18 protein-coding genes are annotated in these 24,714 nt (G+C 37.7%); 5 read left to right on the forward strand and 13 right to left on the reverse strand.

Annotated features, from left to right (window positions below; all coding sequences use genetic code 11):
- Nucleotides 1-64 precede the first annotated feature (64 nt).
- The 6 genes from B6F02_RS07085 to B6F02_RS07110 all read right to left on the reverse strand — a co-directional run bounded on the left by B6F02_RS07085 (nt 65) and on the right by B6F02_RS07110 (nt 7,148).
- Nucleotides 65-529 (reverse strand): hypothetical protein, encoded by a 465-nt coding sequence (locus B6F02_RS07085; protein ID WP_080146661.1) that lies wholly within the window; start codon nt 527-529, stop codon nt 65-67.
- A 156-nt stretch (nt 530-685) separates the two neighbouring features.
- On the reverse strand, nt 686-1,423 hold the full coding sequence (locus B6F02_RS07090) for an SDR family NAD(P)-dependent oxidoreductase (RefSeq protein ID WP_080146662.1): 738 nt from the start codon (nt 1,421-1,423) through the stop codon (nt 686-688).
- A gap of 174 nt (nt 1,424-1,597) precedes the next feature.
- Nucleotides 1,598-2,446: a PRD domain-containing protein gene (locus tag B6F02_RS07095; protein ID WP_080146663.1), complete on the reverse strand. Its 849-nt coding sequence runs from the start codon at nt 2,444-2,446 to the stop codon at nt 1,598-1,600.
- A 44-nt stretch (nt 2,447-2,490) separates the two neighbouring features.
- The gene (locus B6F02_RS07100; RefSeq protein ID WP_080146664.1) at nt 2,491-3,945 is read right to left on the reverse strand and encodes a glycoside hydrolase family 1 protein; all 1,455 of its coding nucleotides are present in this window, start codon (nt 3,943-3,945) and stop codon (nt 2,491-2,493) included.
- Nucleotides 3,946-3,947: 2 nt separating this feature from the next.
- A complete protein-coding gene (locus tag B6F02_RS07105) occupies nt 3,948-5,798 on the reverse strand; it encodes a beta-glucoside-specific PTS transporter subunit IIABC (RefSeq protein ID WP_080146665.1) in 1,851 nt (616 codons plus the stop codon).
- A gap of 258 nt (nt 5,799-6,056) precedes the next feature.
- Entirely contained in the window at nt 6,057-7,148 is a 1,092-nt protein-coding gene (locus B6F02_RS07110; protein ID WP_080146666.1) for a glycerol dehydrogenase, read from the reverse strand.
- Nucleotides 7,149-7,535: 387 nt separating this feature from the next.
- On the opposite strand from B6F02_RS07110, the gene B6F02_RS07115 reads away from it, so the two are divergent.
- The 4 genes from B6F02_RS07115 (at nt 7,536) to B6F02_RS07130 (ending at nt 12,857) form a co-directional block, all read left to right on the forward strand.
- Entirely contained in the window at nt 7,536-9,353 is a 1,818-nt protein-coding gene (locus B6F02_RS07115) for a DUF4153 domain-containing protein (RefSeq protein WP_080146667.1), read from the forward strand.
- A 404-nt stretch (nt 9,354-9,757) separates the two neighbouring features.
- Nucleotides 9,758-10,648, forward strand: coding sequence for an SDR family oxidoreductase (locus B6F02_RS07120; RefSeq protein ID WP_080146668.1), 891 nt, complete (start codon nt 9,758-9,760; stop codon nt 10,646-10,648).
- Between the two features lie 171 nt (nt 10,649-10,819).
- Nucleotides 10,820-11,632: an aldo/keto reductase gene (locus B6F02_RS07125; RefSeq protein WP_080146669.1), complete on the forward strand. Its 813-nt coding sequence runs from the start codon at nt 10,820-10,822 to the stop codon at nt 11,630-11,632.
- A gap of 106 nt (nt 11,633-11,738) precedes the next feature.
- The gene (locus tag B6F02_RS07130; RefSeq protein WP_218672171.1) at nt 11,739-12,857 is read left to right on the forward strand and encodes a bifunctional glycosyltransferase family 2/GtrA family protein; all 1,119 of its coding nucleotides are present in this window, start codon (nt 11,739-11,741) and stop codon (nt 12,855-12,857) included.
- Nucleotides 12,858-12,910: 53 nt separating this feature from the next.
- Here the strand turns inward: B6F02_RS07130 and B6F02_RS07135 are convergent, their stop codons facing one another.
- The 4 genes from B6F02_RS07135 to B6F02_RS07150 form a co-directional block, all read right to left on the reverse strand.
- Complete coding sequence (locus B6F02_RS07135) at nt 12,911-14,317, reverse strand: glycoside hydrolase family 1 protein (protein ID WP_080146671.1); 1,407 nt, start codon at nt 14,315-14,317, stop codon at nt 12,911-12,913.
- The gene (locus B6F02_RS07140; protein ID WP_080146672.1) at nt 14,310-16,244 is read right to left on the reverse strand and encodes a beta-glucoside-specific PTS transporter subunit IIABC; all 1,935 of its coding nucleotides are present in this window, start codon (nt 16,242-16,244) and stop codon (nt 14,310-14,312) included. The genes B6F02_RS07135 and B6F02_RS07140 overlap by 8 nt, the downstream gene beginning before the upstream one ends.
- A 294-nt stretch (nt 16,245-16,538) precedes the next feature.
- Nucleotides 16,539-17,387, reverse strand: a complete 849-nt coding sequence (locus tag B6F02_RS07145; protein ID WP_080146673.1) for an aldo/keto reductase — start codon at nt 17,385-17,387, stop codon at nt 16,539-16,541.
- Nucleotides 17,388-17,491: 104 nt separating this feature from the next.
- Nucleotides 17,492-18,277 carry a glucose-1-dehydrogenase gene (locus tag B6F02_RS07150; RefSeq protein ID WP_080146674.1) on the reverse strand — a complete coding sequence of 262 codons (786 nt, stop codon included), beginning with the start codon at nt 18,275-18,277 and terminating at the stop codon, nt 17,492-17,494.
- A 216-nt stretch (nt 18,278-18,493) separates the two neighbouring features.
- Here B6F02_RS07150 and B6F02_RS07155 point away from each other — a divergent pair, with 216 nt between their 5' ends.
- Nucleotides 18,494-19,198 (forward strand): FAD-dependent oxidoreductase, encoded by a 705-nt coding sequence (locus B6F02_RS07155; RefSeq protein ID WP_080146675.1) that lies wholly within the window; start codon nt 18,494-18,496, stop codon nt 19,196-19,198.
- A 421-nt stretch (nt 19,199-19,619) separates the two neighbouring features.
- On the opposite strand, the gene B6F02_RS07160 is transcribed toward B6F02_RS07155, so the two are convergent.
- The 3 genes from B6F02_RS07160 to B6F02_RS07170 all read right to left on the reverse strand — a co-directional run bounded on the left by B6F02_RS07160 (nt 19,620) and on the right by B6F02_RS07170 (nt 24,632).
- Nucleotides 19,620-22,295, reverse strand: coding sequence for an HAD-IC family P-type ATPase (locus B6F02_RS07160; protein WP_080146676.1), 2,676 nt, complete (start codon nt 22,293-22,295; stop codon nt 19,620-19,622).
- Nucleotides 22,296-22,552: 257 nt separating this feature from the next.
- Nucleotides 22,553-23,236: an N-acetylmannosamine-6-phosphate 2-epimerase gene (locus B6F02_RS07165; protein ID WP_080146677.1), complete on the reverse strand. Its 684-nt coding sequence runs from the start codon at nt 23,234-23,236 to the stop codon at nt 22,553-22,555.
- A gap of 10 nt (nt 23,237-23,246) precedes the next feature.
- Nucleotides 23,247-24,632, reverse strand: coding sequence for a M24 family metallopeptidase (locus tag B6F02_RS07170; protein ID WP_080147401.1), 1,386 nt, complete (start codon nt 24,630-24,632; stop codon nt 23,247-23,249).
- Between the last annotated feature and the right edge of the window lie 82 nt (nt 24,633-24,714).

The raw sequence follows: 24,714 nt of genomic DNA on the forward strand, positions 1-24,714 counted from the left end.
ATTGTAACTTTACCTAATGGAAAAGACAACTCATATATTACTGATCAACTTTTAAAACAACAAACTATTTTGAAACAGAAGAATCCTTTCCATAAATCTTCTCGACTGTTTTGTCAGGATCAATAACAATATACAACTTTTGCTGGCTGCCGATCATAGAAGTCTGATAAGCATTATCATGACCATCACTATCTAACGCTTCATAAGGGAAGTAAATTCTATCTTTTTCTGCTGAATTTTTATAGATAATGTCCATTTTTTCAATATCTTTGAACTGAAGAACACGATCAAACATTCCGGTTTCTAGTCCGCCTAAGTTGATATCATTGGAATTTACATGATCTGCTTCGCTGTCGATTTCAATTTTGAAGGATCCACAAGGATGGATTTCTTGAAAATCGTCCTCCCCAATACGCCCAAAACTAGTGGTTACTTGTTTAATCCATAAATCTCCAATATATTTTCTGTCAATTGTCCATGTTTCTCCATTTCTAAAAATGAATTTCAATCCGCTCATCACTTTTTTCATACTGTCCACTCCTTTTTATTTGTGAATAGTATAACAAATAAATTGATAGATTCAAATAGTTTCATACTATATTTTTTGTCTATTTTGTGTATAAATGAACATTAAAAAAGAGAGTTAAACCAGTTTATCTGATTTAACTCTACTATCATCCTTAAATTATCTTCCGACAGTCCACCCGCCGTCTAGCGTTAGCGAAGCACCTTGCATATAGTTAGAATCCTCAGAAGCTAAAAAGACAGCAGCTGCAGCGATTTCTTCTGGAGTACCGGCTCTTTCATCAGGAATATCTTTTAAACGATCTTCTTCAATACCTTCTGTCATTGGAGTTCGAATGAATCCAGGTGCCAGCAGATTCGATTTTATTCCTTTGTGACCAAAGTCATAAGACAGTTGTTTCGTAAAGCCGAAAATCGCATGCTTTGATGTTACATACGCTGAACCGCCAGGACCAGCCGCAAATGTCGCTTGAGACCCAACATTTATAATGGTTCCTTTACCTTTTTCTACAAAGATCGGCAGCACTTCTTTAGTCGCAAGATAAGGTCCTTTAACATTGACTTCCATCAATTTATCATAGTCAGACTCTTCTGTATCCAATACTGTTTTGTAAGAATCATGGATACCAGCTCCATTATATAAGATATCTATGGTTTCATAGGCATCTTTTATGGACTTAACTGCATCTTGCAAGTCTTCTTTTTTTGTAGTGTCAACTTTTACATAAATGGCTTCTCCGTTATCTTGCTTTATCTCAGAAGCGATTCGGTTGCCTTTTTCTTCATTTCGTCCGGCTACTACTACTTTTGCGCCTTCTTTTGCAAATCTCTTTGCAGTAGCTTCACCAATCCCAGAAGTCCCGCCAATAATCAAAGCTACTTTATTTTCTAATTTCATTTCGCATTGCTCCTTTAAGTTTTCTAGAATGATTTTTCCAACATCATCTTAACGCTCATCGTTCATTGAAATCAAAAGATACAGTTTGAAGCAGTTGTTTTATTTATACATACAGGAATACATAAAAACGACTGCTTAAAAAACACGCTGACGATAAATGTCAGCGTGCTAAAATTAACGATTCAATTCTGAGTATTTCAACAGTCGGTTGATATGGACTGCTATATAAGTCAGTTCATCTTTCGGTATCGACTGGTGATGCACTTCCTGCATATATTCCTTAATCTTAAAAGCAATATTCATTGCTTCAGGATACAAGGTTGAGATTTGTTCAAACAATTCATCGTCTTTCTCTTCCATAAGATGACCAGATAAAAAGCGATCCACAAAGAATTTAACGTGAGTAATAAAACGACTGTAATGAATAGAGTCAGTTTGCAGATTTGTATTCAAATGGTATCGAACGAGATTGACGATACCGCCAATCATTTTGGCTTTTTTCATTCCATCTTTGTTGTCATTGGCTGAACCTTGAGCATTGATCAGGTGGAAAGCAATATTTGCTGCTTCTTCTTCAGGCAGTTCTATATCAAATTCTTTATTCACTAATACTCTAGCGTACTCACCAACTTGGAATTCTTCTGGATAGTAGTTTTTCACTTCCCAGTATACACGATTTGAAATGTTGATCCCTTTTCTGGCTCTTTCCACTGCAAAATGTAAATGATCCATTAAAGTAAAATAAATACTTTGCTGCAGCTCGGTATCTAGATGCTGTTTGGAATAAAGGATAATCTCTTGAACCATTGACAAGTAAATTTCCGGTATGTTACTCAGCAGCTCCAGTACTTGCTGCATTCGGAGGTCTTCTGCAGATAAGAATACTTGATCAATTTTCGACTGATCGATTTGTTCACCGGGTTTTGCTCCAAAGCCAATTCCCTTGCCGAACGCAACGATTTCTTTACCTTCTCTTTCGATTAGTACCACGCTCGTATTTAAGACTTTTTTGATCCGCGCCACAGAACCCCTCCTTTTAGACCATTTGAAAAAAAATACTTATTATTCTATAGGTTTTCTCCGTTTGTCTCAATCACTTCTTTATACCAGTAGAATGAATCTTTTTTGATCCGCTCCATCGTTCCATTTCCTTCATCATCTTGGTCTACATAGATAAATCCATAGCGTTTAGACATTTGAGAGGTACTTGCACTGACAATATCAATTGCACCCCAGCTTGTATAAGCAATCAAATCTACCCCTTCATTAATGGCTTCTTTCATTGCTTTAAAATGAGATTCAAAATAAGCAATTCTATATGGATCATGTATTTCACCATTAACTACTTCATCTTTAGCACCCATACCATTTTCGACAATCATGAGTGGTACATTATAACGGTCATACAATTCAAGCAAAGATATTTTCAAGCCTTTAGGGTCAATTTGCCAACCCCAATCAGTGGACTCCAGGTATGGATTCTTAACGCCTAAAACCGTATTTCCCGGAGTTCGTTCAGCATTTTCATCATGAGATTCTGTCATCGACATATAATAGCTGAAAGAAACAAAGTCGACAGTATGTTCTTTCATCACTTCTAGATCGCCTTCTTCAAAGTGAAGTTGGATACCTTTCAATTCTAAGTCTCTTAAGATCAGACGAGGATATTGACCAAATACTTGCACATCTGCATAAAAGTTATTTTCAAGATTCTTTTTCAATGTCAGTTCCACATCTTCAGGATGACAAGTTCTAGGATAAGTCGTTAATTTTGTGATCATACAGCCAATTTGACTGCCTTCAATGATTTCATGGCAGTCTTTCGTTACAATTGCCGAAGCAACAAACTGGTGGTGAAGAGCCTGATAAATATCTTGTTTTTCATTTCCTTCTTCACACTGATCTGGAATGATTCCAGCTGTAGTAAATGGATGTCTGTGGATACTGTCGATTTCGTTGAACGTTAACCAATATTTTACTAGATTCTTATATCGTTTGAAACAAACTTTTGAAAACCGTACAAAATCATCTACAACTCGTCTATCTACCCATCCGTTATACTTCAAACTCAATGATAAAGGCATTTCGTAATGAGATAAAGTGACAATGGGTTCGATATTCAATCGATTCATCTCAGTAAATAAATCTTCATAGAATTGTAAACCTTTTTCATTTGGTTCTGATTCTTCTCCGGTTGGAAAGATTCTTGCCCAAGCGATGGAAACGCGCAGTGTTTTAAATCCCATCTCTGCAAATAGTGCTAAATCTTCTTTATATCTATGGTAAAAGTCGATCCCTCTTCTTTTAGGGTACCATTTATCAGTTGGGTCCTCTGCGGCTTCTTTTACCATTTCAGAGCTGATACTCATATGCTTGGCATAGTTTTTAACGTCCACATTCGGTTTATACGTTGCAATATCCGCTACCGATAACCCTTTCCCGTCAACATTCCAAGCTCCTTCTGCCTGATTTGCAGCAATTGCGCCGCCCCACATAAAATCTTTTGGAAATCCTTTTGTCATTTTTATCCTCCTATTGGTGATACTGTCATAACTGATTGGTTGATTAACACTGTTTCATTACTGACTTTCTGATCAACTGCATAATCATCTTGATTCGTAACGACTACGATAACATCAGAGTCGTATCCAGCTTTTTTAATCGCATCAATATCGAAAGAAACCAGTAAATCTCCTGCGTTCACTGTATCTCCTGCTTTGACATGTGCTGTAAAAGGTTTCCCTTCTAATTGTACTGTGTCTATACCGATATGAAATAGTAACTCAGCACCATTATTCAACTTCATCCCTACTGCATGTTTTGTATCAAAGACCATACTGATTGAGCCTTTTGCTGGTGCTCTTAATTCACCTGTTGCTGGTTGAACAGCGAATCCTGATCCTACTAATCCTTTAGAAAATACTTCATCATTTACATCTGATAACGGAATGATGGTTCCTTCAACCGGACTATTCATATCAGCTGTTGTTTGTCGTTCAGTATTGAATTCTTCTTGAGCTTCCTCTACATGTTTTTTCTCGTCTTTCCATAATACTAAAACGGCAACAAATGAGATAAACAGAGATAATACAAACGTAACCCCTGCCCAAACAATGTTCATAGGATTATCAGGGTTTGCGAACATCGTAATACTTGCAAAACCTGGTCCAACTAAAGCAAAAGCCTCAACTGCCATAATTCCGATAAATGATCCACTGATCAAACTACTGATAATGACACTATATAATACAGGTTTGTGTAAAATCGTTACCCCATATAGTGCCGGCTCAGTAATACCGAAGAAAGCTGAAATTCCGGCAGAAATTGCTGTAGCTCTTAATTTTTCGTCTTTCGTTTTGATTGCGACAGCAAAACAGGCACCTGATTCAGAAATATTGTGTGCTAGTGAAGCAGGAAGATATAAAAGCTCTCTCCCGATACCACTCATTGAGGAGACAGCATAAGGGATCATTGCTTTATGCATCCCAGTCACAACCATGAAAGGCAATACAGCTGCCAGAAGACCTGTAGCAACCCAACCTACATTCTCAAAAATAAATAAGATGACAGCTGATAATTGTTCACCGACAACATATCCAATTGGCCCTAACACCAATAGTGTTACAGTGACAGAAATAGCCAGTGACATGAGTGGAACAAAGAAAATTCGAATAGCTTTTGGAGAGATCTTCGTAAAGAATTTCTCAAGTACAGCATAAAACAAAACTAAAAGGATTGCCGGAAACACTTGAGAAGAATACGTAATGTTTTGAAGTGGAATACTCAACAAACTGACTCCATCACCCAATAATGTCACCATACCCGGGAGCAACAAAGCTCCTACTGCTGAAGCAGCTACAACTGCATTGACTTTCAACTTGTTCGCTGTAGTGATTGCTACGATAATGGGTAAGAAGTATAGCGGCGCAGAACCGATTAAATCTAAAACTTGGTACGTTTCAGAAGTAGATTCCATCCACCCCAGCATGTCAAAGAGCAGTAACAGAGATCGAAGAATTCCTCCACCGGCTACGGCTGGAATTGTTGGTTGAAATACACCGATGATAAAGTCTAAGAATACAGCACTCCATTTTTGTTTCGGTGCATTCTGCTTTTCAGCAGCTCCATTCCCGTTACCCACTATCGCTTTTACTTCATCATAAACTTCTACGACATCATTTCCGATGATAACCTGTGTTTGAACATTTTTACGTACACCCATTACACCATCAATTAATTCTAATTGATCTATGTTTGCCTGACTATCATCATTTAATGTAAATCTTAAACGAGTAGAACAATGCTCTAAATGCGCAACGTTTTCTTTTCCACCAATGTTTTTTACAATTTCACTAGCTGTCTTTTGATAATCCATTCATTTCATCTCCTTATGATCATATTTTGTTTGCTTGGCCAAAACAAACAAAAAAGACAGGACACCACACTCAAAAAGATTACAGTTTTCCCGTAAAATTTAAGAAGTGTAAGGTCCTGCCTGCATTACCAGTCACATGCCTGTTTATTTGATATCACTATATCATCAGTTTTTGGAAACGTCAACAATAAATTTAAATTTATTCTGTTGTGTTCATCAGTATATCTGCTTTTCCGTTTTTTTCAGTCCATTTCTTATTTATGACTTGCTTAGTGTATCAACTGCTAGTATAGCTTGAGCCACTTGTTCTGCTGTAATTTCCGGATCTAAGTTTTCCATTGTTTCGCCTTCAGCTGTTGCCAATTTTCCAACCTCTTTCAAGTCTTCTAAGGATGCATTTTCCAAATGAAGATCTTTTAAGGTTGTCGGCATATCGATGGCCTGGTAAAACTCAATATATTTCATGATTTCTGCTTCCGTTTTTCTTTCTAATACTAACTGTACGAGCGTTCCGTAGGCGACTTTTTCTCCGTGAGTCAAATTGTGGATATCTCCATGCAAAGCTGTAAAGCCATTATGAATAGCATGCGCACCTGCGAGCCCGCCATTTTCGAATCCTAAACCAGAAAGCAGCGTATTTGCTTCAACGATTGCTTCGACTTGAGGAGTTACTAAACCTTCATTTGCAGCTTTATATGCAGCTAAACCATATTCGAATAATACGTTCTCTGCCATTTCAGCAATTGCTCTAGCTGCAAATGTCGGTTTTCCGCCAGCCATAGCATTTCCATTTCTTTTCAACGTTGCATTGACTTCTACTAAAGTTGCCATTGCATCACAGATGCCTGACGCAAATAATCGAATAGGCGCATTCACGACCACTTGTGTATCCACTAAAACCAGTTCTGGATTTTTATCATAAAATTTGTATCCTTCAAATACACCGTCTTCTGAATAAATCACAGAAAGCGCACTTGTCGGTGCATCCGTAGAAGCAGTCGTCGGTACAATCACGACAGGAACGGCTAGTTGATCAGAAACCGCTTTGGCAGTATCCAGTGTTTTACCGCCGCCTACGCCGATCACATAATCAGCACTCTGTTCTTTCCCTACATTCGTTAAGCGATTGATTTCTTTTGTAGAAGCTTCTCCATTAAAGGCCTCGAAGTAAAAATCGGTCTCGGATTGATCAAAACTGCTTTTCAAAGCTTCTTGTGTAATTTCCCATACGACATCGTCAGCGATCAACAACGGTTTTTGCCCTAACGCTTCGACTTCCTTTGCCAAGTCTTGCATGACTCCGGCTCCTTGGATATAACGACTGGGTGAACGAAAAACAACTTTTGTCATGATTGTACCCCTTTCAATTTTTATTTCTAACTTTAGGTTATCAGAAATTATACTGAACACTATGATTTATATGTGAAAGAGTTAACTATATAAATTTGTAAAACTATACTTTTAAAAACTATAACATATCGGTTTTTATTTGAGAAAAGATATACCTCTTATTCAAACCTTTTCTATTTAAAATGAACATTTCACACAATTTCCGACCTATTACCTCACCCCTTTTCACTTGTCTTCCATACTGCTTATTTTTTTGTATGAACTGGGTTTAATATAAATATAGTATACACTTCTTATTATTTAATTGTTCTGTATAACGATTGTTTTACTTAAGGGATTAGATTATCATATTGATATAATTACATACTATTTAAAGGAGAACTGATTATGAATCTATTTCAACGTAACGCTTTGAGAATGGCAGGTTTGACAGAGGCCATCATCAGATATCCGTTATCTGCTTTATTGTTTATTGTATCGGTTGTGAATATTATTTATTACATACATGACAGCTTTTTTTCTACCAATACTGACTGGTCGTTTGAACAAAGCTATTATTTATCTTTTATCTTTATTATTGGAGGACTTGCCGGTGCTGCGGGTCAAGTATTTTATGAACGTTTCTTTTATGACAGACCTGTTTTTCGCTGGACGATTTTTGGCGGGATCGCTGTCTTAACTCTTTTGTATTATTGGATATTTTTAAGACCGCTTGATCAATTGACGGCGACTGCTGCTGTTCAACTGAATGTATTGACTGCTATCTTTTTGACACTTTTTGTCTGGATTCCCTCTATTAAAACAACGTTTTCTTTCAGCACAACATTTACGACTGCGTTTAAAGGCTTCTTTACGAGCTTACTGTTCTCAATCGTCTTGACCATTGGGTTAATGTCTATATTAGGCACCATTAGTTTGCTGCTGTTTCCAATTGATCCAGAGTTCTTTTTTGATACGGTTGTGATTATATACAACTTGTTTTTCCCATTATATTTTCTAGCTTATGTTCCCAAATTTGATAACAAAAGCATGTCTGAAAAAGATCAATCTGCTCTAACGATCCCGAAATTGCTGGAGATCTTGGTAGCTTATATAGTCATTCCTTTGATTGCTGTGTACACCATTATCTTGATTCTTTATATTTTACCGAATATTGCCGGCAGCTTTTGGACGGATAACCTGCTCGAACCTTTATTGGTAAGCTATTCCATAACTGGACTGCTGACATTATTTTTGTCCGAGAACATTCAAAATAGAAGTACAGATTTATTTAAGAAGGTTTTTCCAAAAGTTTTGCTCGTTATTGCTTCGTTTCAAACGATTGCCTCAATCCTTAAAATCGGTGAATCAGGAATTACGCATGGCCGGTATTATGTCATTCTCTATGGCGTTTTTTCCATTGCCGCTAGTATAATCTATAGTTTTTTCAATAAAAAAGAACTGTTTGTTCCTGCTATTTTTGTTGTATTTTCTGTTATCTCCATTACACCTCCAATAGACGCCGTGACAGTCGGAATAAACGCCCAAGAGGATTTCGTGGAAAGTGTCCTTAGAGAAAATGATATGCTCGTAAACGATGAAATTGTTAAAAGCGAAACGATTTCTGAGGAAGATCGCGAGAAAATTGTTAATGGTGTTCGTTATTTATATTTTAACGATGGATTAGATCAAACGAAATGGCTTCCTGACAATTTTTCTTTTTATGATGATTTTGAGCGTGTTTTTGGATTTAACGATTATAACTATGCGTTTACTGGAGATGAAGATTCATTTTATGGATCCTCTGAAGAGTCAACCTATGCTGAAGTGCGTATTTCTTCTGAAGCGTCTTATTCTATTCCAGCGGAAGCTGCAGATTATTATGCAGCATTGAATATTTCTTATGGAATTCACACAGATGAACCAACTGAAACATCTGTTTCGATGGACGATCATCAACTTAGAGTTTTAACGGATGAAAACACCTTTACCGTCAGTCTGCTAGACAATCAGGAAGAGGTTTTACTAGATCATGATCTGAATTTCTTACGTGAAGGTAGATTTGAAAACAGTTATGAAGTTCAGATGCTTGAGCCCGAAGATTTAACTTTTTCAGAAGAAAATGACGCCGCAGAGATGATCGTAATAGTAGAAAATATTATAGTACACGATGATAACAGCCTTACAGCTGACTTTAAGGTGCTCGTTTCATTAAAAAATGAATAAAAGAACGAATAAGACTTTTACATCGTTATAAAGACTAAAATGCACAGAGATTGAATGGGAAACCCCCGCCAATCCTGTGCATTTTTATCATCTGTATTTCATTTTAAGAATATAAATAAACATCAAAGTTACAACAACCAACAATATGACTACAGCGATATATAAGTAATTCGTATGTGCAGAATCAACAGCTGCAGCATTCTCACTTAATACAAAAGGTTCTTCATACACACTTTCTCTTTACTCGGCATTAACTGAGTAAACAAGTTTGGTAAAAAAAATAGAGGAACTACAAATATGGAGCTTTTGTTACTCAAGCATTAATGTTGTACTTTCGAAAAACATCTAATATGATGATTGCATAGTTAAGATAGTAAATATAATTTTTGAGGAGCGATTTTTTTATGAGTAATGAACAAAATGTCAATCCGTTAAATGAGTACTACAACGATGAGTATCCAAAACAACCGCAGTCCCCTCCCGGACTTCAGAAAGAAATGGATCCTGTACCGGATTGCGGTGAAGAATCCTATAAAGGAACTGGGAAATTAGAAGGTAAACGTATTTTAGTGACCGGTGGAGATTCTGGAATCGGACGTGCTGCTGCTATTGCTTATGCACGTGAAGGCGCCGATGTAGCAATCGTATATCTCCCTGAAGAGCAACCTGATGCGGATGATGTAAAATCACTGATCGAAGCAGAAGGTAAAAAAGCTGTATTGATTCCTGGTGATTTGAAAAGCGAAGAATTTTCTAAAGAAATCGTCAAAAAGGTTGTAGATGAATTGGGTGGCTTAGATGTTCTCGCACTAGTTGCTGGTAAACAACAATCTACTAGCAACATTGAAGATATTACAACAGAACAATTGACAAGTACATTTGAAACAAACGTCTATTCTATGTTCTGGACGATACAAGCTGCAATTCCTCACTTGTCTGAAGGAGCTTCTATCATTACGACTACTTCAATTCAAGGATTCAGCCCATCTCAAAACTTGCTGGATTATGCGTCAACTAAATTTGCCATTAGAGGATTTACCATCGCGCTGGCTAAGCAGTTAGCTCCTAAAGGTATCCGTGTAAACGGGATTGCACCAGGACCAATCTGGACAGCACTGCAAATCTCAGGCGGCCAACCTCAAGAGAAAATTCCTGAATTCGGTAAAGAAACACCATTGAACCGTGCTGGTCAACCGGCTGAATTAGCAGATATGTATGTATATCTAGCTTCTGCAAAATCAAACTACGTAACCGGTGAAATTATCGGAATTACGGGTGGATTACCGATCGCATAAATAAATGGATGCTCAACAAAAAGTATGCATGGGACAAGCTATTCAGCTTGCCTTTGCATACTTTTTTAATTTTTTCATTTCCAATCTGATAAGTTGTCTGAAAAGACACATCTCTCCTTTTGTTGTAAACTAATAGATGTAGTGAAATAAATCTAAATGGAGGATTTTTAAATGACTAAAGGTAATTTTGTTTTTCATAATAATGTAGAAATCCCAAATCTTGGTTTCGGTACTTGGCAGATCCCTAATGAAGAAGCTTATGATGCCGTAACAATGGCACTGAAAAATGGTTATACTCATATCGATACTGCACTGGCCTACAAAAATGAAGAAAATGTTGGAAAAGCCATAAAAGACTTCGATATTTCTAGAGAAGATGTATTCATTACTAGTAAACTGCCTGCTCAAACAAAAGGCTATGACGAAACAATGGACGCTTTCAATGAGACGATCTCAAATCTTGGTGTAGATTACTTGGATCTGTACCTTATTCACGCACCTTGGCCATGGGATGAAAAAGGAAAAGATTATACAGAAGGAAATATCCAGTCTTGGAAAGCAATGGAAAAACTGTATAACGATGGTAAAATTCGTGCCATCGGAGTTTCAAACTTTGAGATTTCAGATATCCAAGCCTTGTTAGACAATTGCGACATTGTTCCAATGGCAAATCAGATTCCATTCTATGTGGGACGCGATCAAGAGGAACTACTAACTTTCTGCAAGCAGCATGAAATTGTTGTAGAAGCCTATTCACCGCTTGCTACAGGTCAATTGTTAGACAATCAGGATGTTAAAGACATGGCAGATAAGTATAGTGTAACACCTGCACAGCTGCTCATTCGTTATTGTTTAGAAAGAGATACGTTACCTCTTCCTAAATCAACACATGAAGAACGTATTAAGCAGAATAAACAAGTAGATTTTGAGATTTCTCAAGATGACCTTAAACAACTAATGGATATGGAAGACGTAAGAAAATAAAAGGCTGCCCTATCTAATCGGATTGCCTTTTAAATCAAAACTGCTGTCTATCTAATCATAGGCAGCTTTTTTGATATATTTTATTTAAGTAAAGGAGGAACCTATGATGGCATCTACCATTCAAAAAAGTCAAAATAAAATAGATAGCGTTATCATTGTGATCCCTTCTTTGAATCCTGATCAGAAATTGATTGAACTGATGCAGCGTATTCGGTCATCAATCAGCGAATCAGTACCAGTGGTCATTGTAAATGATGGCAGCGACCCAGAAACACACTTGTTTTTTAAGAAGGCAGCTTCAGACGATCACTGTCAAGTCTTAACTCACGAAGAAAATGGCGGAAAAGGAAAAGCATTGAAAACGGCATTTGATTACATTCTTAATCAATATCCCGATAGTACCGGCGTCATTACAGTGGATGGTGATGGACAGCATACAACAGAAGATGTTAAGCGTTGTATTGAGTATTTCTTGAGCAATCCGGAGACGGTCATCTTAGGCAGCCGTCATTTCAGTAAATCTGCCACTCCGCTTAGAAGTCGATTTGGTAATCTATTTACACGTAAGCTCATTAGTAATCTTAACGGATTGAAGTTAACAGATACACAGACAGGATTAAGAGTTCTCCCCTATTCCACACTAAAAGATCTCTTGAATATCGAAGGAGAGCGTTATGAATATGAAATGAATATGCTGTTTTATTTTAGAGACCATAATATTGACATAGAAGAGATTCCTATTGAAACGATTTATATAGAAGAAAATAAATCATCTCATTTTAATCCTCTGATAGATTCTCTTAAAATTTATTCTGTCTTCATCAAATATAGTCTGTCTGCGTTGGTTTCATTTTTGATTGATATTGCTTTGTTTACTCTGCTTGTATCTCTTTTGAGATCTGTTTTGCCAGTCAGTTATATTATCGTCTCAACGGTAGTAGCCAGAGTAAGTTCAGCGAGCTTTAACTACCTATCAAACCGGTATCTGGTTTTTAAAGCTAAAAAAAGAAATACTTCTGTCTATAAATACAGTTTATTATTTGGGATAGAAATGTTCTTGTCAGGAGCGATCGTTCAGGGACTGATCTTATATACGGCTTTAGAAACAGAATGGATGGTAAAAATCTTTGTAGACATCATCATATTCTGTCTCGGTTTCTTTGTTCAGAAAAACTGGGTTTTTAAAAAAGAACATCAGAAGGATTCAAAACAAGTTAAAGATTAGATATAACGAGGTAATCAAAAACGGCTTGAGTATCAGCTCAAGCCGTTTTTGATTTAATCTGTCAAGCCATTGTTCTGGATGACCTTTTGATAGAAGTAAAAACTATCTTTTTTAATTCTTGCAAGATCTTTAAGATCATGATCTTCTCTATTTACATATACAAATCCATAACGTTTCTTGAACCCTTGATGCGAGCTTAGAATATCAATAGCTGCCCAAGGACAATAGCCGAATAATTCAACACCATCGGCAATTGCATCGTTACATGCCGCAATATGATCACGAATATAGTCGATTCTGTAATCATCATGCACTTTGCCATCTTCCGTCAACTCATCAGGAGTTCCTAAGCCATTTTCAGTAATGATCAATGGCAGACGGTAACGATTATAATAATCGTTCAACACAAGGCGTAAGCCCATTGGATCAATTTGTGCTCCATACTTGCTGGATTTTAGATGTTGATTCTTTTCAATCTTGAAATAGCCATATAAGTCATAATCGATTTCGTTTACTTTCGTTCCATAAGGATGTTCTTCTGACTCAGGTAGATAACTCGCCACCAATGTACGATAATAGTTCAAAGCGATTAAATCAGGTTTAGCCTTTTTCAAAATCTCTTCATCTTCAGGCTGTCTGATTGGACTGATGCCAGCTTTTTCAAGGTATTCTTTGTAATATCCGGGATAGTCGCCATAGCAGTACATATCTAAGGCGTAATTTGTCTTAAAATTATCATTCATCTCAGCGGCCCAGACATCCATCGGTTTATTTGAAGCTGGATAGGTTTTAGTAGAAGATACGGCCGGTCCTATTTTGCTGCCCGGGATCATCTCATGACAGACAGTCGTAGCCAATGCATGAGCAACAAACATATGATAATCCATCTGAGCTCGAACACGTTCTGCGTCCTCTTTTGGAACATCGGACATATTCATCCGTTCATTAACCCGGATCATCAGGTTCTGCTCATTATTGACTTGCCAGTGCTTCACGCGGTCGCCGAAAGCTTCATAACAGGTTTTAGCAAAACGCTCGAATGCATAAACGCAATCTCGGCTTTCCCACCCATTGTATTTTTCAGCTAGAGCATACGGCAAATCAAAATGATACAACGTGATAAAAGGAATAATGTCTTTTTCTAAAAGAAAATCAATGACTTTATTATAGAAATCAATGCCCTTTTGATTGATCTCACCATCTCCGTCGGGAATGATTCTAGCCCATGAAATGGAAAACCGGTATGTTTTCATGCCAAGTTCTTTCATTAGTGAAATATCTTCTTCATAGTGATGGTAAAAATCGCTGGCTACTTTCGTATCGGCTTGGACAGCTGACTTTTTAAATGAATTGTAATCGGCAACGGTCATTCCTTTGCCGTCTTCATCCCATGCTCCTTCTATTTGAAAGGCAGAGGAGGAAGCACCCCACCAAAAGTCTTCTGGAAAATGATTATGCATAACGAGTCTCCTTGTCTTGAATAAATAAAATATCGTCTAATGGTGCTGTACTTGTTTTAGATACACTCTGAATTTCTTGGTACTCTTGTGTGTTGGTAATCACTACAGGAACCGTTACATCGTAGCCTTCTGCTTTGATGTCCTCAATGTTAAAGGACAGAATCTTAGTACCTTTTTTTATCTTGTCTCCTACTGTCATATACTGTGTAAAATGTTTTCCATCTAGTTTTACAGTGTCCAAACCAATATGAATTAACATTTCTACTCCATTATTCAAGGTCAGCCCTACTGCGTGAAGCGAAGGAGCTAAAGCTGTAACAGTACAATCATCCGGTGCAATCACTTCTCCAACTTCTGGAGAGATCGCAAATCCTTTACCCATAGCTCCCGAAGCAAACACTTCATCTTTAACATCTTTTAAGGGGAGAATTTGTCCTTGAATAGGAGACGAAACGATTTTATCAGCATTTGCAGCAACTAAAGTAGGTGCCTCGCTCAATTCTTTAAACCCTAACTTCTCATCATTACTATATTTACTGTGTTTACTTTGTTCATCTGTATCGTCAGGCAAATCCTTAAATCCAAAAATAACCGTCATCCCGCAGGCACCAAAGAAAGCAACTGCAATACCGACTACATAAGCAATAAAGGCTGCAGCTCCTGCTTCAGCATAGACTGGAATGGTCAATACACCTTGGTTGGCGAATGCAGTCCCATAAGAACCGCCCCATCCCATAATGGCTCCGCCAAGCGCTCCTGAAATAACCGCATAAACCATCGGTGTTTTTAAGCGTAAGTTTGCACCATAGATAGCCGGTTCAGTGATCCCGAATAAAGCTGTAACGCATGCTGACAATGCGACTGTCTTTAACGCTTTATTTTTTGTTCGCAAAAACACACCTAAAGCTGAACCCGCTTGTGAAAAATTCGCCGCTCCTGCATACGCCAACAAACTTTGTCGACCGTTTTGAGCTACATCGTTGATACCGATAGGAATAATTGCTCGATGTGCTCCAAAAACTACTAAAACACACCACAATCCGCCTATAAAGGCTCCCAGCAGAATAGAACTAAAGTCCATAATATAGTAATATGCCCAGTTCACAGCTTCTCCAATATAAATCCCGATAGGGCCAAAAAGTAACAGAGTTGAAGGAACCATTACTAGTAAAGAGAGCGTAGGCACTACAATAATTTTTAGTACTTCAGGTATCGTACGTTCAAAAAATCTTTGAACATACGACAAAATAAAGATTGCTATAATAATCGGTATAACAGAAGAAGTATAGCTAGCTTGTGTGACCCCTAAGCCAAACAATGTAACTCCACCATCGCCATTCATCAGTTCAACAAGCGTTGGGTAAACTAGCGTTGCTCCTATGACCATAGCCACGAATTCATTGGCTTTAAAGACTTTTGCTGAAGTATAAGCTAGAATGATCGGCATAAAATAAAAGACTGCATCTGAAGCAGCGCTTAAAATAATATATGTATCATACGTTTTGATATCTGCTCCATAAAAGCTATCTGCGATCATAACAGCTATCGCTAACAATCCTTTGATCATTCCTGAAGCAGCAATCGCTGGAATAGTCGGTGTAAATATGGCCGCTACAGTATTCAACGCTCGATTTCCTAATGATTCGTTTCGATCCAATTGTGCATTATCAGGATCTGGCTGATTATTTAAAAGCGGTTCTATTTTCTCATAAACTTTTGCCACTTCATTTCCAATGACCACTTGTGTCTGTCCGCCGCTTTCTACAACAGATATCACGCCATCTATTGTCCGCAATCTATTTAAATCAGCTTTATCTTGATCATTCAAGACAAATCTCAGTCTTGTAAAACAATGTGTAAGTTCTCTAACGTTTTGTTTTCCACCAACATTAAAGAGGATTTTTTCCGCTGCTTTATCGTAATTCATAAGTATCCCTCGAATCTTTCGTTTCACTTATAATAAAAATCACAAGATGAATTCTTACTTAAAATGAGTGTTTTTTAAACGCTGAATTTAATCATAAGTAATATTAAAGAAAAATTCAATTAGATTTATCTGAAATATGAATCTAATATAACACTTGTTACTATGTTGAAAGATTTATTCGTAATATAGATAAAATTGAACAAGTAACTAGGCTGGTAATAAACTTTCCAAATAATAAAGCCGTCAATTCTACTATAATAGTAAGGTTGACGGACTTTGATTTAAAATTCTAAATTAACTATATTCTTCATACTCATTAGGATGCTGGCCTTCTACACGTCCCGGTTCTCCTTGATCCAAAGCATCAATTGCTTTGATGTCTTCTTCGTCTAATGAGAAATCAAAAATGTTGAGGTTCGCTCTCTGATGTTCTGAGGACGATGACTTCACTATTGGCATAACACCATTTTGAATGTTCCAGCGAAGAATCGTTTGAGTAGGCGACTTGCCGTATTTTTGACCAATATCAATAATCGTTTGGTGCTCAATAACGTCATTGATTTCACGGCCAAACGGGCTCCAGGCTTCCGATAATATGCCCAGCTTTTTATTCGTTTCAACTAATTCATTGTTATTGAAATACGGATGACGTTCGATTTGATTGGTAGCTGGTGTTACTCCAGTCTTATCGATGATTTTATTCAAATGCTCTTCTAAGAAATTGGAAACACCGATCGTTTTGATCAACCCGAATTTTTGTGCATCTACAAGCGCCTGCCAAGCTTGATCATATTTGTCTTGTTTCGGTAATGGCCAGTGGATCAGATATTTATCAAAGTAATCTAGTCCTAATCTGTAGAGCGATTCTTGTATCATCGTAATGGCTTTATCATAGTCATGTGCTGCACCAGGCAGTTTTGAGCTGACCATGATTTCTTCTCTTGGGACGTTAGAACGGCGAATGGCTTCACCTACCATACCTTCATTCATATAATTTGTAGAGGTGTCGATCAATCTATAACCATTTTCAAGAGCTGACAATACACTATTGACTCCTTTTGCTCCTTGCACATTGACCGTGCCTAATCCTACTGCGGGAATTGTTGATCCATCATTTAAACGGAATTTCTCTAGTTGTTCCATTCAATAACTCCATCCTTTCAATTCTATCTTCATTCTAGTATAACGAAAATGGATAACTTAATCAGTTCATAGACTTCAGTGAACTTTTTCAACCTATATAACGATTAACCGTCCCCTTTTTCAAAAGAAGGATACAGCGTCATGCCCCCATCAACATATAAAGTCGTTCCTGTAACATAGCTTGCTTCCTTAGAGGCCAGCCAAGCCGCCACAGCCGCGACTTCTTCCGGCTTTCCAATATAGTCCATCGGAATCATATTCAGTGTTTTCTGCTTCGCTTCTTCATCTTCGAATTTTTCTGCATTGATTGAAGTGTTGATCGCTCCTGGTGAGATATTATTGACTCGAATTCCTTTGTGAGCATACTCTAAGGCTATCGTCTCTGTGAAAATCTTGACCCCGCCTTTACTTGCTGCATAATGGGCAAATGTCGGCCAAGGTATTTTGTCATGTACAGAAGACATATTAATAATAGATCCTTTTATGTCGTTTTCTACAAAGTAATTTAAAGCAGTTCTTGAGCCAAGAAACACACCATTTAAGTTCACATTCATAACTTTCGTCCAGTCATCATAACTAAGCTGGTGGGTCGGTGACTTATTTTCCATACCGGCATTGTTGACCCAGAGATGTAAGGATCCAAAGTGCTCGATTGCCGCATCAAGCAGCGCTTTAGCACCCTCTTCATCCCCGATGTCTGCTTGAATGGCTACAGCATCGCCGCCATTTTCTTTGATCATATCGACAGATTCTTTTGCTCCTTCTTCGTCACTATGATAATTAATGACTACAGACATTTTTTCTTTTGCGAGTCGTCTGGCAATTTCTTCACCAATTCCTTTTGAACCGCCCGTTACAACAGCTACTTTGCCTTCTAAGTCTTTATACACGCTTATTTCCTCCTCGAATAATTTCAGTGAGTGATCCATTAAAACGTTTGATAAATTTACTGTACCGTACTACTCTAATATTCTCAAAATATATATCTTATCAGCTTTCTTCTTTCAAATATCCTTAAAATAATCATCATTATTTAAATAACTCTTCTTTTGTAAGTAAGGTATACTTACCCTATACACATTAAAAACATGACCGGAGGAAACGATATGAAATTTTCTGATTTATCTGGTGTAATGAAAAAAACATCGCTTACGATTGATACTATTGAAAATCCTTTTGAACACTATTACATAATAAGAATGAACATTCCAGATGGTATGAAATGGGTAGCTGGAGAGCACGGATTGTTTTTCCTGCCGAACAGAAGAGTCAAACAGTTGCAGAAGTTTCGTCCGTTTTCTGTAGCTTCCATTCCAGAAGAAGGTAAAGTGATAATCGGTATTAAAACCAAAGAACCCCTCAGCAGCTTCAAAAAAGAACTGATCACCATGCAAAAAGGCGAAGAAGTCACTGTCAGAGGTCCATTTGGTTGGTTTAAAATTCAGGATTCTAAGTCGCCTATCGTTTTGTTTGCCAGCGGTGTCGGCATCACTCCCATAAGAGCCTTATTTAATCAAATAGCAACTGATTCCAGTCGACCGGTTCACTTAGTCTATGTTTCAAATGATTACCATCTGTTTAAATCAGAGTTAGAAAAGATCGCGGCTGAAAACGCACAAATGACTATTCAATGCTTGAAGAATCGCACCGAAGCTTCTTCCGCTTTAGCAGCTCTTTCCAAACAGTACGGGAATCAAGCCTATTATTACATTTCAGGCAGCGGAAAAGTTATTTCCTCCGTTAAAAAGACTCTGAAAAGTAAACAAATTTCTGGTAAACGCATCATTACTGATCCCTTTTTTGGCTATTAAAGAGAGAGGTGAAAAAAACGAACTAAAAAGTAAAGCTTAATCCATTATGATGATCCTTTGACTGAATAGACTTACCTTTCTTCAACATTTCAAGTTCCTATTAAATTTTCTGATATAAATCGTTTGTTTGTAACTCGTTTGGAGAAATGCCCCTTGTATATTTCGTTACATACCTAAAATGCGGCGAGTTCACCGAGCATAATTGAATGAATTATTTAATATCCCGCTTTAGTAATCAGTTGCAGGAATAATAAAGTTTTCGACTGGTTACTATAGTATGATTGCAGCTAGTTCCACCATTAAGAATGAATTGAAGAGATAAATTAAAAAACCGAGTAGAATTGTACGGTTGTACAATTCTACTCGGTTAGTTTTTAGATTAGCCATATTACTACTTTTTCCCGACCTTTTTGTTTTAAGTTTATTTTGCTATCTTCATACGGATCAGTTTATCAATTTCTGCAATCACTAAAACAATGGCACCTACTCCTGTTGCAATTGCCCATTCTGTGAAATTAATAGATTCTGTATAGAAAAACCTTTGGAAGAACGGAACATACGTCAGCATTAACTGCAAGACAATCATAACTCCTATTATCATGAAAGCTTTCTTATTGGTAAAGAATTCTTTTGAAAATGCTAATGCATGTGTTCGAATATTAAACAAATAGAAGATTTTACTGATAACAATGATATTGACGACCATCGTACTGGCAGTTGCTTGATTGGCACCTGCAGCGATCAGCCATTCATATGCTATTAAACTGAATCCAGCCATTAATATTGAAACGTACGCCATTTGGAAGGCGTCATGTTTTCCAATAAGCGAGTCTGTTGTATCTCTAGGTTTTCTATCCATTAGACCGGGCTCAGCAGGTTCGAAGATAAAGGCAAATTGAATCGTAATTGCCGATACCATATTGATCCAAAGCATCTGTGTTGCTTGCAGAGGGAGATCTCTTTGTGCAAGCAAGGTGAACGCAATGATCAGTCCTTCAGCAAACGAAGTTGGTAAAAGATAGAGGATACTTTTCTTGATATTATCAAATATCCTGCGTCCTTCTTCAATAGCCACAGACATCGTAGAAAAATCATCATCTGTTAATACCATATCTGCAGAGTCTTTTGATACATCGGTCCCTTTAAGACCCATTGCCACTCCTATATCAGCCTTTTTCAACGCCGGTGCGTCATTTACTCCATCACCTGTCATAGCAGTTGTTTTACCACTTTTCTGGAACGCTTCTATAATCTGCAATTTATTTTGAGGTGTTGTTCTAGCGAATACTTGATACTCATTGACATGTTCTTGTAATTCTTTATCCGATAATTCGTCTAGTTCTACACCGGTAATCGTTTTGATCTCTTCAGCCAATCCCAATGCTTCCGCAATGGCTTTAGCTGTAGTAGGATGATCACCAGTGATCATTTTCACTTCAACGCCTGCTTTTCGCATGACTTTAATTGATTCAATTACTTCTTCTCTTGGCGGATCAATAATTCCGACGACTCCTAAAAACTGAAGACCTTTCCTCAGATCTTCATGTTCAAGATCCTCTTTGTTAATATCTGCGTTTATTGCACCAACTGCGATTACCCTCTTACCTTGAGAAGAAAGAGCAACTACCTTGTCTCTCCAGAACGTTCTATCAAAGTCGCTGTTTGTTTCTTCTGCCAGATCGAACAGCTTGTCAGGAGAACCTTTAATAAATATCTGTTTTTCATTGTTGTCTTTATTTTCTGAAAGTGTTGCTATATAGCGATACTCTGAATCAAAAGGAATTTTACTGATTTCTTGGTATGGAGACTCAGCATCTTGGAAAGCTTTTCTATACAAAGTTAAAAATGCGCCATCCGTTGGTTCTCCATTAATCGACCAATGTCCCTCTTCTTTAACAAGCTCTGTTTCGTTTGCTTCAAATCCGGCAATGATTAGCTTTTCTAAATCGGCATCTTCATTCACGTTAACTGACTGATCATTCTTCTTTAATTCTCCATCAGGAGCGTAGCCGATACCGGTTATTTTATATTCTCCATGTGAGGTAATAACATCTTGAGCGGTCATCTCATTTTTTGTCAGAGTCCCTGTTTTATCTGTCGCTATGATATCTACAGATCCTAATGTTTCAACTGAAGGCAGCGTCTTAACAATTGTATGTTTGTTTTTTGCCATATCACTAACACCCATCGCTAATACAACAGATGTAGTAGCCGGAAGACCCTCAGGTACAGACCCAACTATCATCGTTACCACAGCTAATGATAAAGCTGATAGTGAATATACACCGCTTAACAGACCGTAAATGAATAAGACAACTGCTACGCCCATAATGACATAAGAAATCGTTTTTCCTAAATGATCGATCACTTTTACTAATGGAGTCTTTTTATCTTCTTGATCGCTGACAGCTGTACTGATTTTACCGATTTCAGTTTCTTCTGCAGTAGCGACTACTACTCCTGTTCCCGTTCCATTTGTGACTGAAGTAGAGGCAAATCCCATATTGATTTGATCTCCTAAACCGACTTTTTCTTCAATTGAGTCGGAAGTCTTTTCAATAGAATCTGCTTCCCCTGTCAAAGATGACTCTTGTATCTTTAATCGATCTGAATCAACGATTCTTACATCGGCCGGGATATTGTCTCCCGCTTCTAGATAGACAAGATCGCCTTTTACCACATTAATAGCCTCTATGTCTTTTCGCTGATCATCTCGAATGACAGTAGCATGAGCAGAGAGCATATCTTTTATTTTCTCTAATGCATCAGAAGCATTAACTTCCTGATAATAACCAATCAATGTATTAGCAACAATTACCAGTCCAATGACAACAGCATCTGAATAGTGACCTAAGATGACAGTTAATATTGCCGCAACAATCAGTATATAAATCACTACATTATTAATCTGCCTGATTAGAATGGTCCACTTTGATGTCTTTTCTTGTTCTAGTTGATTCAATCCATCCTTTTGGAGTCTTTTATCCGCTTCTTCACCAGATAAACCTTCCGTTAAATCAACATTGAATTGCTCAGAGAGCTCTTCGCTGCTCCTCTGGTAATATGGAGATTCTTTTGTTCCTTCTTTATTTTTCATAAGTGTTCCTACTTTCTATTCTTATAGGATAAATAATAGTCTTAATATCTATCATAAGGAAATAAAGGAACCATTTCAAAATATAAACTCTGCTGCTTTTAAATAGAAGTTTTTAACTGGGTAAACATTTTTTGATTTCGATGATTTTAAATCAAAGCCTACTATCAATGAAAGAAGATCTGTCCAGCACTTTTTTAATTTATCTTTTACATATTACACTTACCACTATTGATAAGACTAATACGTCTAAAATCATTTTACTGCATTACGTTTACGAACTTTTCGGTAATTAATTGAGGTCTCGTAATAGCACTTCCGACGACTACTGCATGAACACCCAATTCAAGGCATCGTTTTGCTTTTTCAGGTGTGTCGATATGCCCTTCTGCAATAACAGGAGTAGAGACAGCAGCTAAAATCTGCTTCATCTGCTCAAAGTCCTGATCAGCGATGTTCATCCCTTTCGATTTTTCTGTATAGCCCATTAGCGTAGTGGAAAGAAGATCAAATCCTAGTTTTTCAGCATTGATCACTTCATCAATTGTTGAAGCATCTGCCATCAAAAGTACATCTGGATACTTGTCACGAACGTTTTTTATAAATGACGCAAGCGTCTGTCCTTCTGGTCTTGTTTGGTCGGTCGCATCCAACGCGATAATGTCGCACCCGACTTCCATTAATTCATCGACTTCTTTCATCGTTGCTGTGATATAGACCTTTGAACCTGCATAATCTCTTTTGACGATTCCTATGATCGGTAAAGCAGTCTGTTGTTTGATTTCTGCAATATCTTCCTTTGTGTTGGCACGAATCCCAATGGCCCCGCCCTGTTCAGCAGCGATCGCCATACGTCCCATAATAAATGAACTGTGCAGCGGCTCATCTGGAAGAGCTTGGCACGATACCACTAAACCACCTTTAATTTTATTTAGTACTGACATGATCTTCCTCCTATTTTAATTTTTTCAAAATATTGACTGCTTTTGCTTTTTCCAGCAGGAATGGTCTTAAATAAGGTGTCGCATTCCCCAGCATCAGTATATCTTCGTGCAGTTCAATCCCTAATACCTCGGTAACATACCGACGCCTTTCTTGCATTCTGCTCCACAGCTCAGGATAGTCTCTCTTGATATCTTCTTTCAATGGCGCATCAGCTAAGACAATCCCACCTTCTGCACTTGTTCCGGGCATTTTAGGAATCGATGGAATAATGTCAACTTGAAACATCATCCCGCTTTTTAACACTACTTCAGAATTCGAATAAATTGGAGATGCCATCCATTCTTCATCTGCTACATAGTGTCCAGGATTCAAATGCCATCCGTACTGTTCTTTAGGCAACTCGGTTTCAATCAGTTCATAAACTTCTTTGCCCTGCATTCCAATATGAACGGTTTCCAGCCAAGTGGTGATAGCGTTAAAATAAGGAAAAACGACCTTGTCTAAATAATCTTGATACTCATCCGGCAAGTCAGCGGGACCCTTAGCAGCGAAAGCACTGCGACTTTGAAGTCCGCCCTTGTAACCGACAGTCAGTGAGATTTTGTCTCCTAAGGCAACTTTTTTGTATGCTGGATAGAGATTTGCCTGTTCAAATCGCTCTCCTGTTGCTGCTATGGTCACCACACTGTTGGGCTGCCCGAAGCCATTAAGTTGTTGTCCTAGTTCCATCTCCGTTTTCCCTACTTCTACCATCTCCAGTGTTTTCAGCATCTGAGCAGATGCCAGAGCAGCTCCAAACTCGTAATGCGCAATTTCATTACTGTTGTTAACGGTCCGAGCCCCTTCGTCTCCAATAAATAATGCCGTCGCATTTTCCAGTTTTTTCGAGTCGACGCTTTTTTTGATGGTCTCTACAATATAGTAGGGCACATCAAACTGTTTGCTGGCTCTATCTGCCGAACCAGTAAATAGTTTCCATCCGACTAATCCGACTTTGCCATCCTGTTTAAAAAGAGACTCATCTAAAATCTCTTCCATTGAGACTGCATCGTTCATCGGCTGATTGGGTAAGGAGAAGTATGGACAATGTACGACTTCTCCTTCTAGCCTTGTATGTGCCGAAAGTTTCAAATTCTCATTTCCTAATACATAAAATACATTACCATCATCATGAAGAATTAAAAGCGCTTCTTCGAAACGTGTCAAAAATCCAGTAAGATATTCGAAATTAGAGCCATGCTCTAGATCTTCGTAGATCACTAACGTTGAATAGCCTTCTGTCTTCATTTTAGAAAGGATTTTTTCATACCTTTGCTTCATCGTCTGATCTGTTAAAGCGATGGGGTGTATTCCTGCCTCTGATTTCGGTGAAGGGATTTCACTGTATTGAATCACTCTATTTAACTGCTTCATCTTTTTCTCCTTTATGATAAACTCAATTGGCCTTTTTTCTTAGAAAAGAGAACCATCTGATATA

The sequence above is a fragment of the Marinilactibacillus piezotolerans genome, assembly GCF_900169305.1.
Taxonomy (GTDB): Bacteria; Bacillota; Bacilli; order Lactobacillales; family Carnobacteriaceae_A; genus Marinilactibacillus; species Marinilactibacillus piezotolerans_A.

What these genes read in the sequence shown, in the direction of transcription:
- B6F02_RS07085 (WP_080146661.1), bottom strand. Translation starts at nt 529, where the DNA reads ATGAAAAAAGTGATGAGCGGATTGAAATTCATTTTTAGAAATGGAGAA.
- B6F02_RS07130 (WP_218672171.1), top strand. Translation starts at nt 11,739, where the DNA reads ATGGCATCTACCATTCAAAAAAGTCAAAATAAAATAGATAGCGTTATC.
- B6F02_RS07125 (WP_080146669.1), top strand. Translation starts at nt 10,820, where the DNA reads ATGACTAAAGGTAATTTTGTTTTTCATAATAATGTAGAAATCCCAAAT.
- B6F02_RS07105 (WP_080146665.1), bottom strand. Translation starts at nt 5,798, where the DNA reads ATGGATTATCAAAAGACAGCTAGTGAAATTGTAAAAAACATTGGTGGA.
- B6F02_RS07160 (WP_080146676.1), bottom strand. Translation starts at nt 22,295, where the DNA reads ATGAAAAATAAAGAAGGAACAAAAGAATCTCCATATTACCAGAGGAGC.
- B6F02_RS07135 (WP_080146671.1), bottom strand. Translation starts at nt 14,317, where the DNA reads ATGCATAATCATTTTCCAGAAGACTTTTGGTGGGGTGCTTCCTCCTCT.
- B6F02_RS07155 (WP_080146675.1), top strand. Translation starts at nt 18,494, where the DNA reads ATGAAATTTTCTGATTTATCTGGTGTAATGAAAAAAACATCGCTTACG.
- B6F02_RS07140 (WP_080146672.1), bottom strand. Translation starts at nt 16,244, where the DNA reads ATGAATTACGATAAAGCAGCGGAAAAAATCCTCTTTAATGTTGGTGGA.
- B6F02_RS07120 (WP_080146668.1), top strand. Translation starts at nt 9,758, where the DNA reads ATGAGTAATGAACAAAATGTCAATCCGTTAAATGAGTACTACAACGAT.
- B6F02_RS07165 (WP_080146677.1), bottom strand. Translation starts at nt 23,236, where the DNA reads ATGTCAGTACTAAATAAAATTAAAGGTGGTTTAGTGGTATCGTGCCAA.
- B6F02_RS07145 (WP_080146673.1), bottom strand. Translation starts at nt 17,387, where the DNA reads ATGGAACAACTAGAGAAATTCCGTTTAAATGATGGATCAACAATTCCC.
- B6F02_RS07090 (WP_080146662.1), bottom strand. Translation starts at nt 1,423, where the DNA reads ATGAAATTAGAAAATAAAGTAGCTTTGATTATTGGCGGGACTTCTGGG.
- B6F02_RS07110 (WP_080146666.1), bottom strand. Translation starts at nt 7,148, where the DNA reads ATGACAAAAGTTGTTTTTCGTTCACCCAGTCGTTATATCCAAGGAGCC.
- B6F02_RS07100 (WP_080146664.1), bottom strand. Translation starts at nt 3,945, where the DNA reads ATGACAAAAGGATTTCCAAAAGATTTTATGTGGGGCGGCGCAATTGCT.
- B6F02_RS07115 (WP_080146667.1), top strand. Translation starts at nt 7,536, where the DNA reads ATGAATCTATTTCAACGTAACGCTTTGAGAATGGCAGGTTTGACAGAG.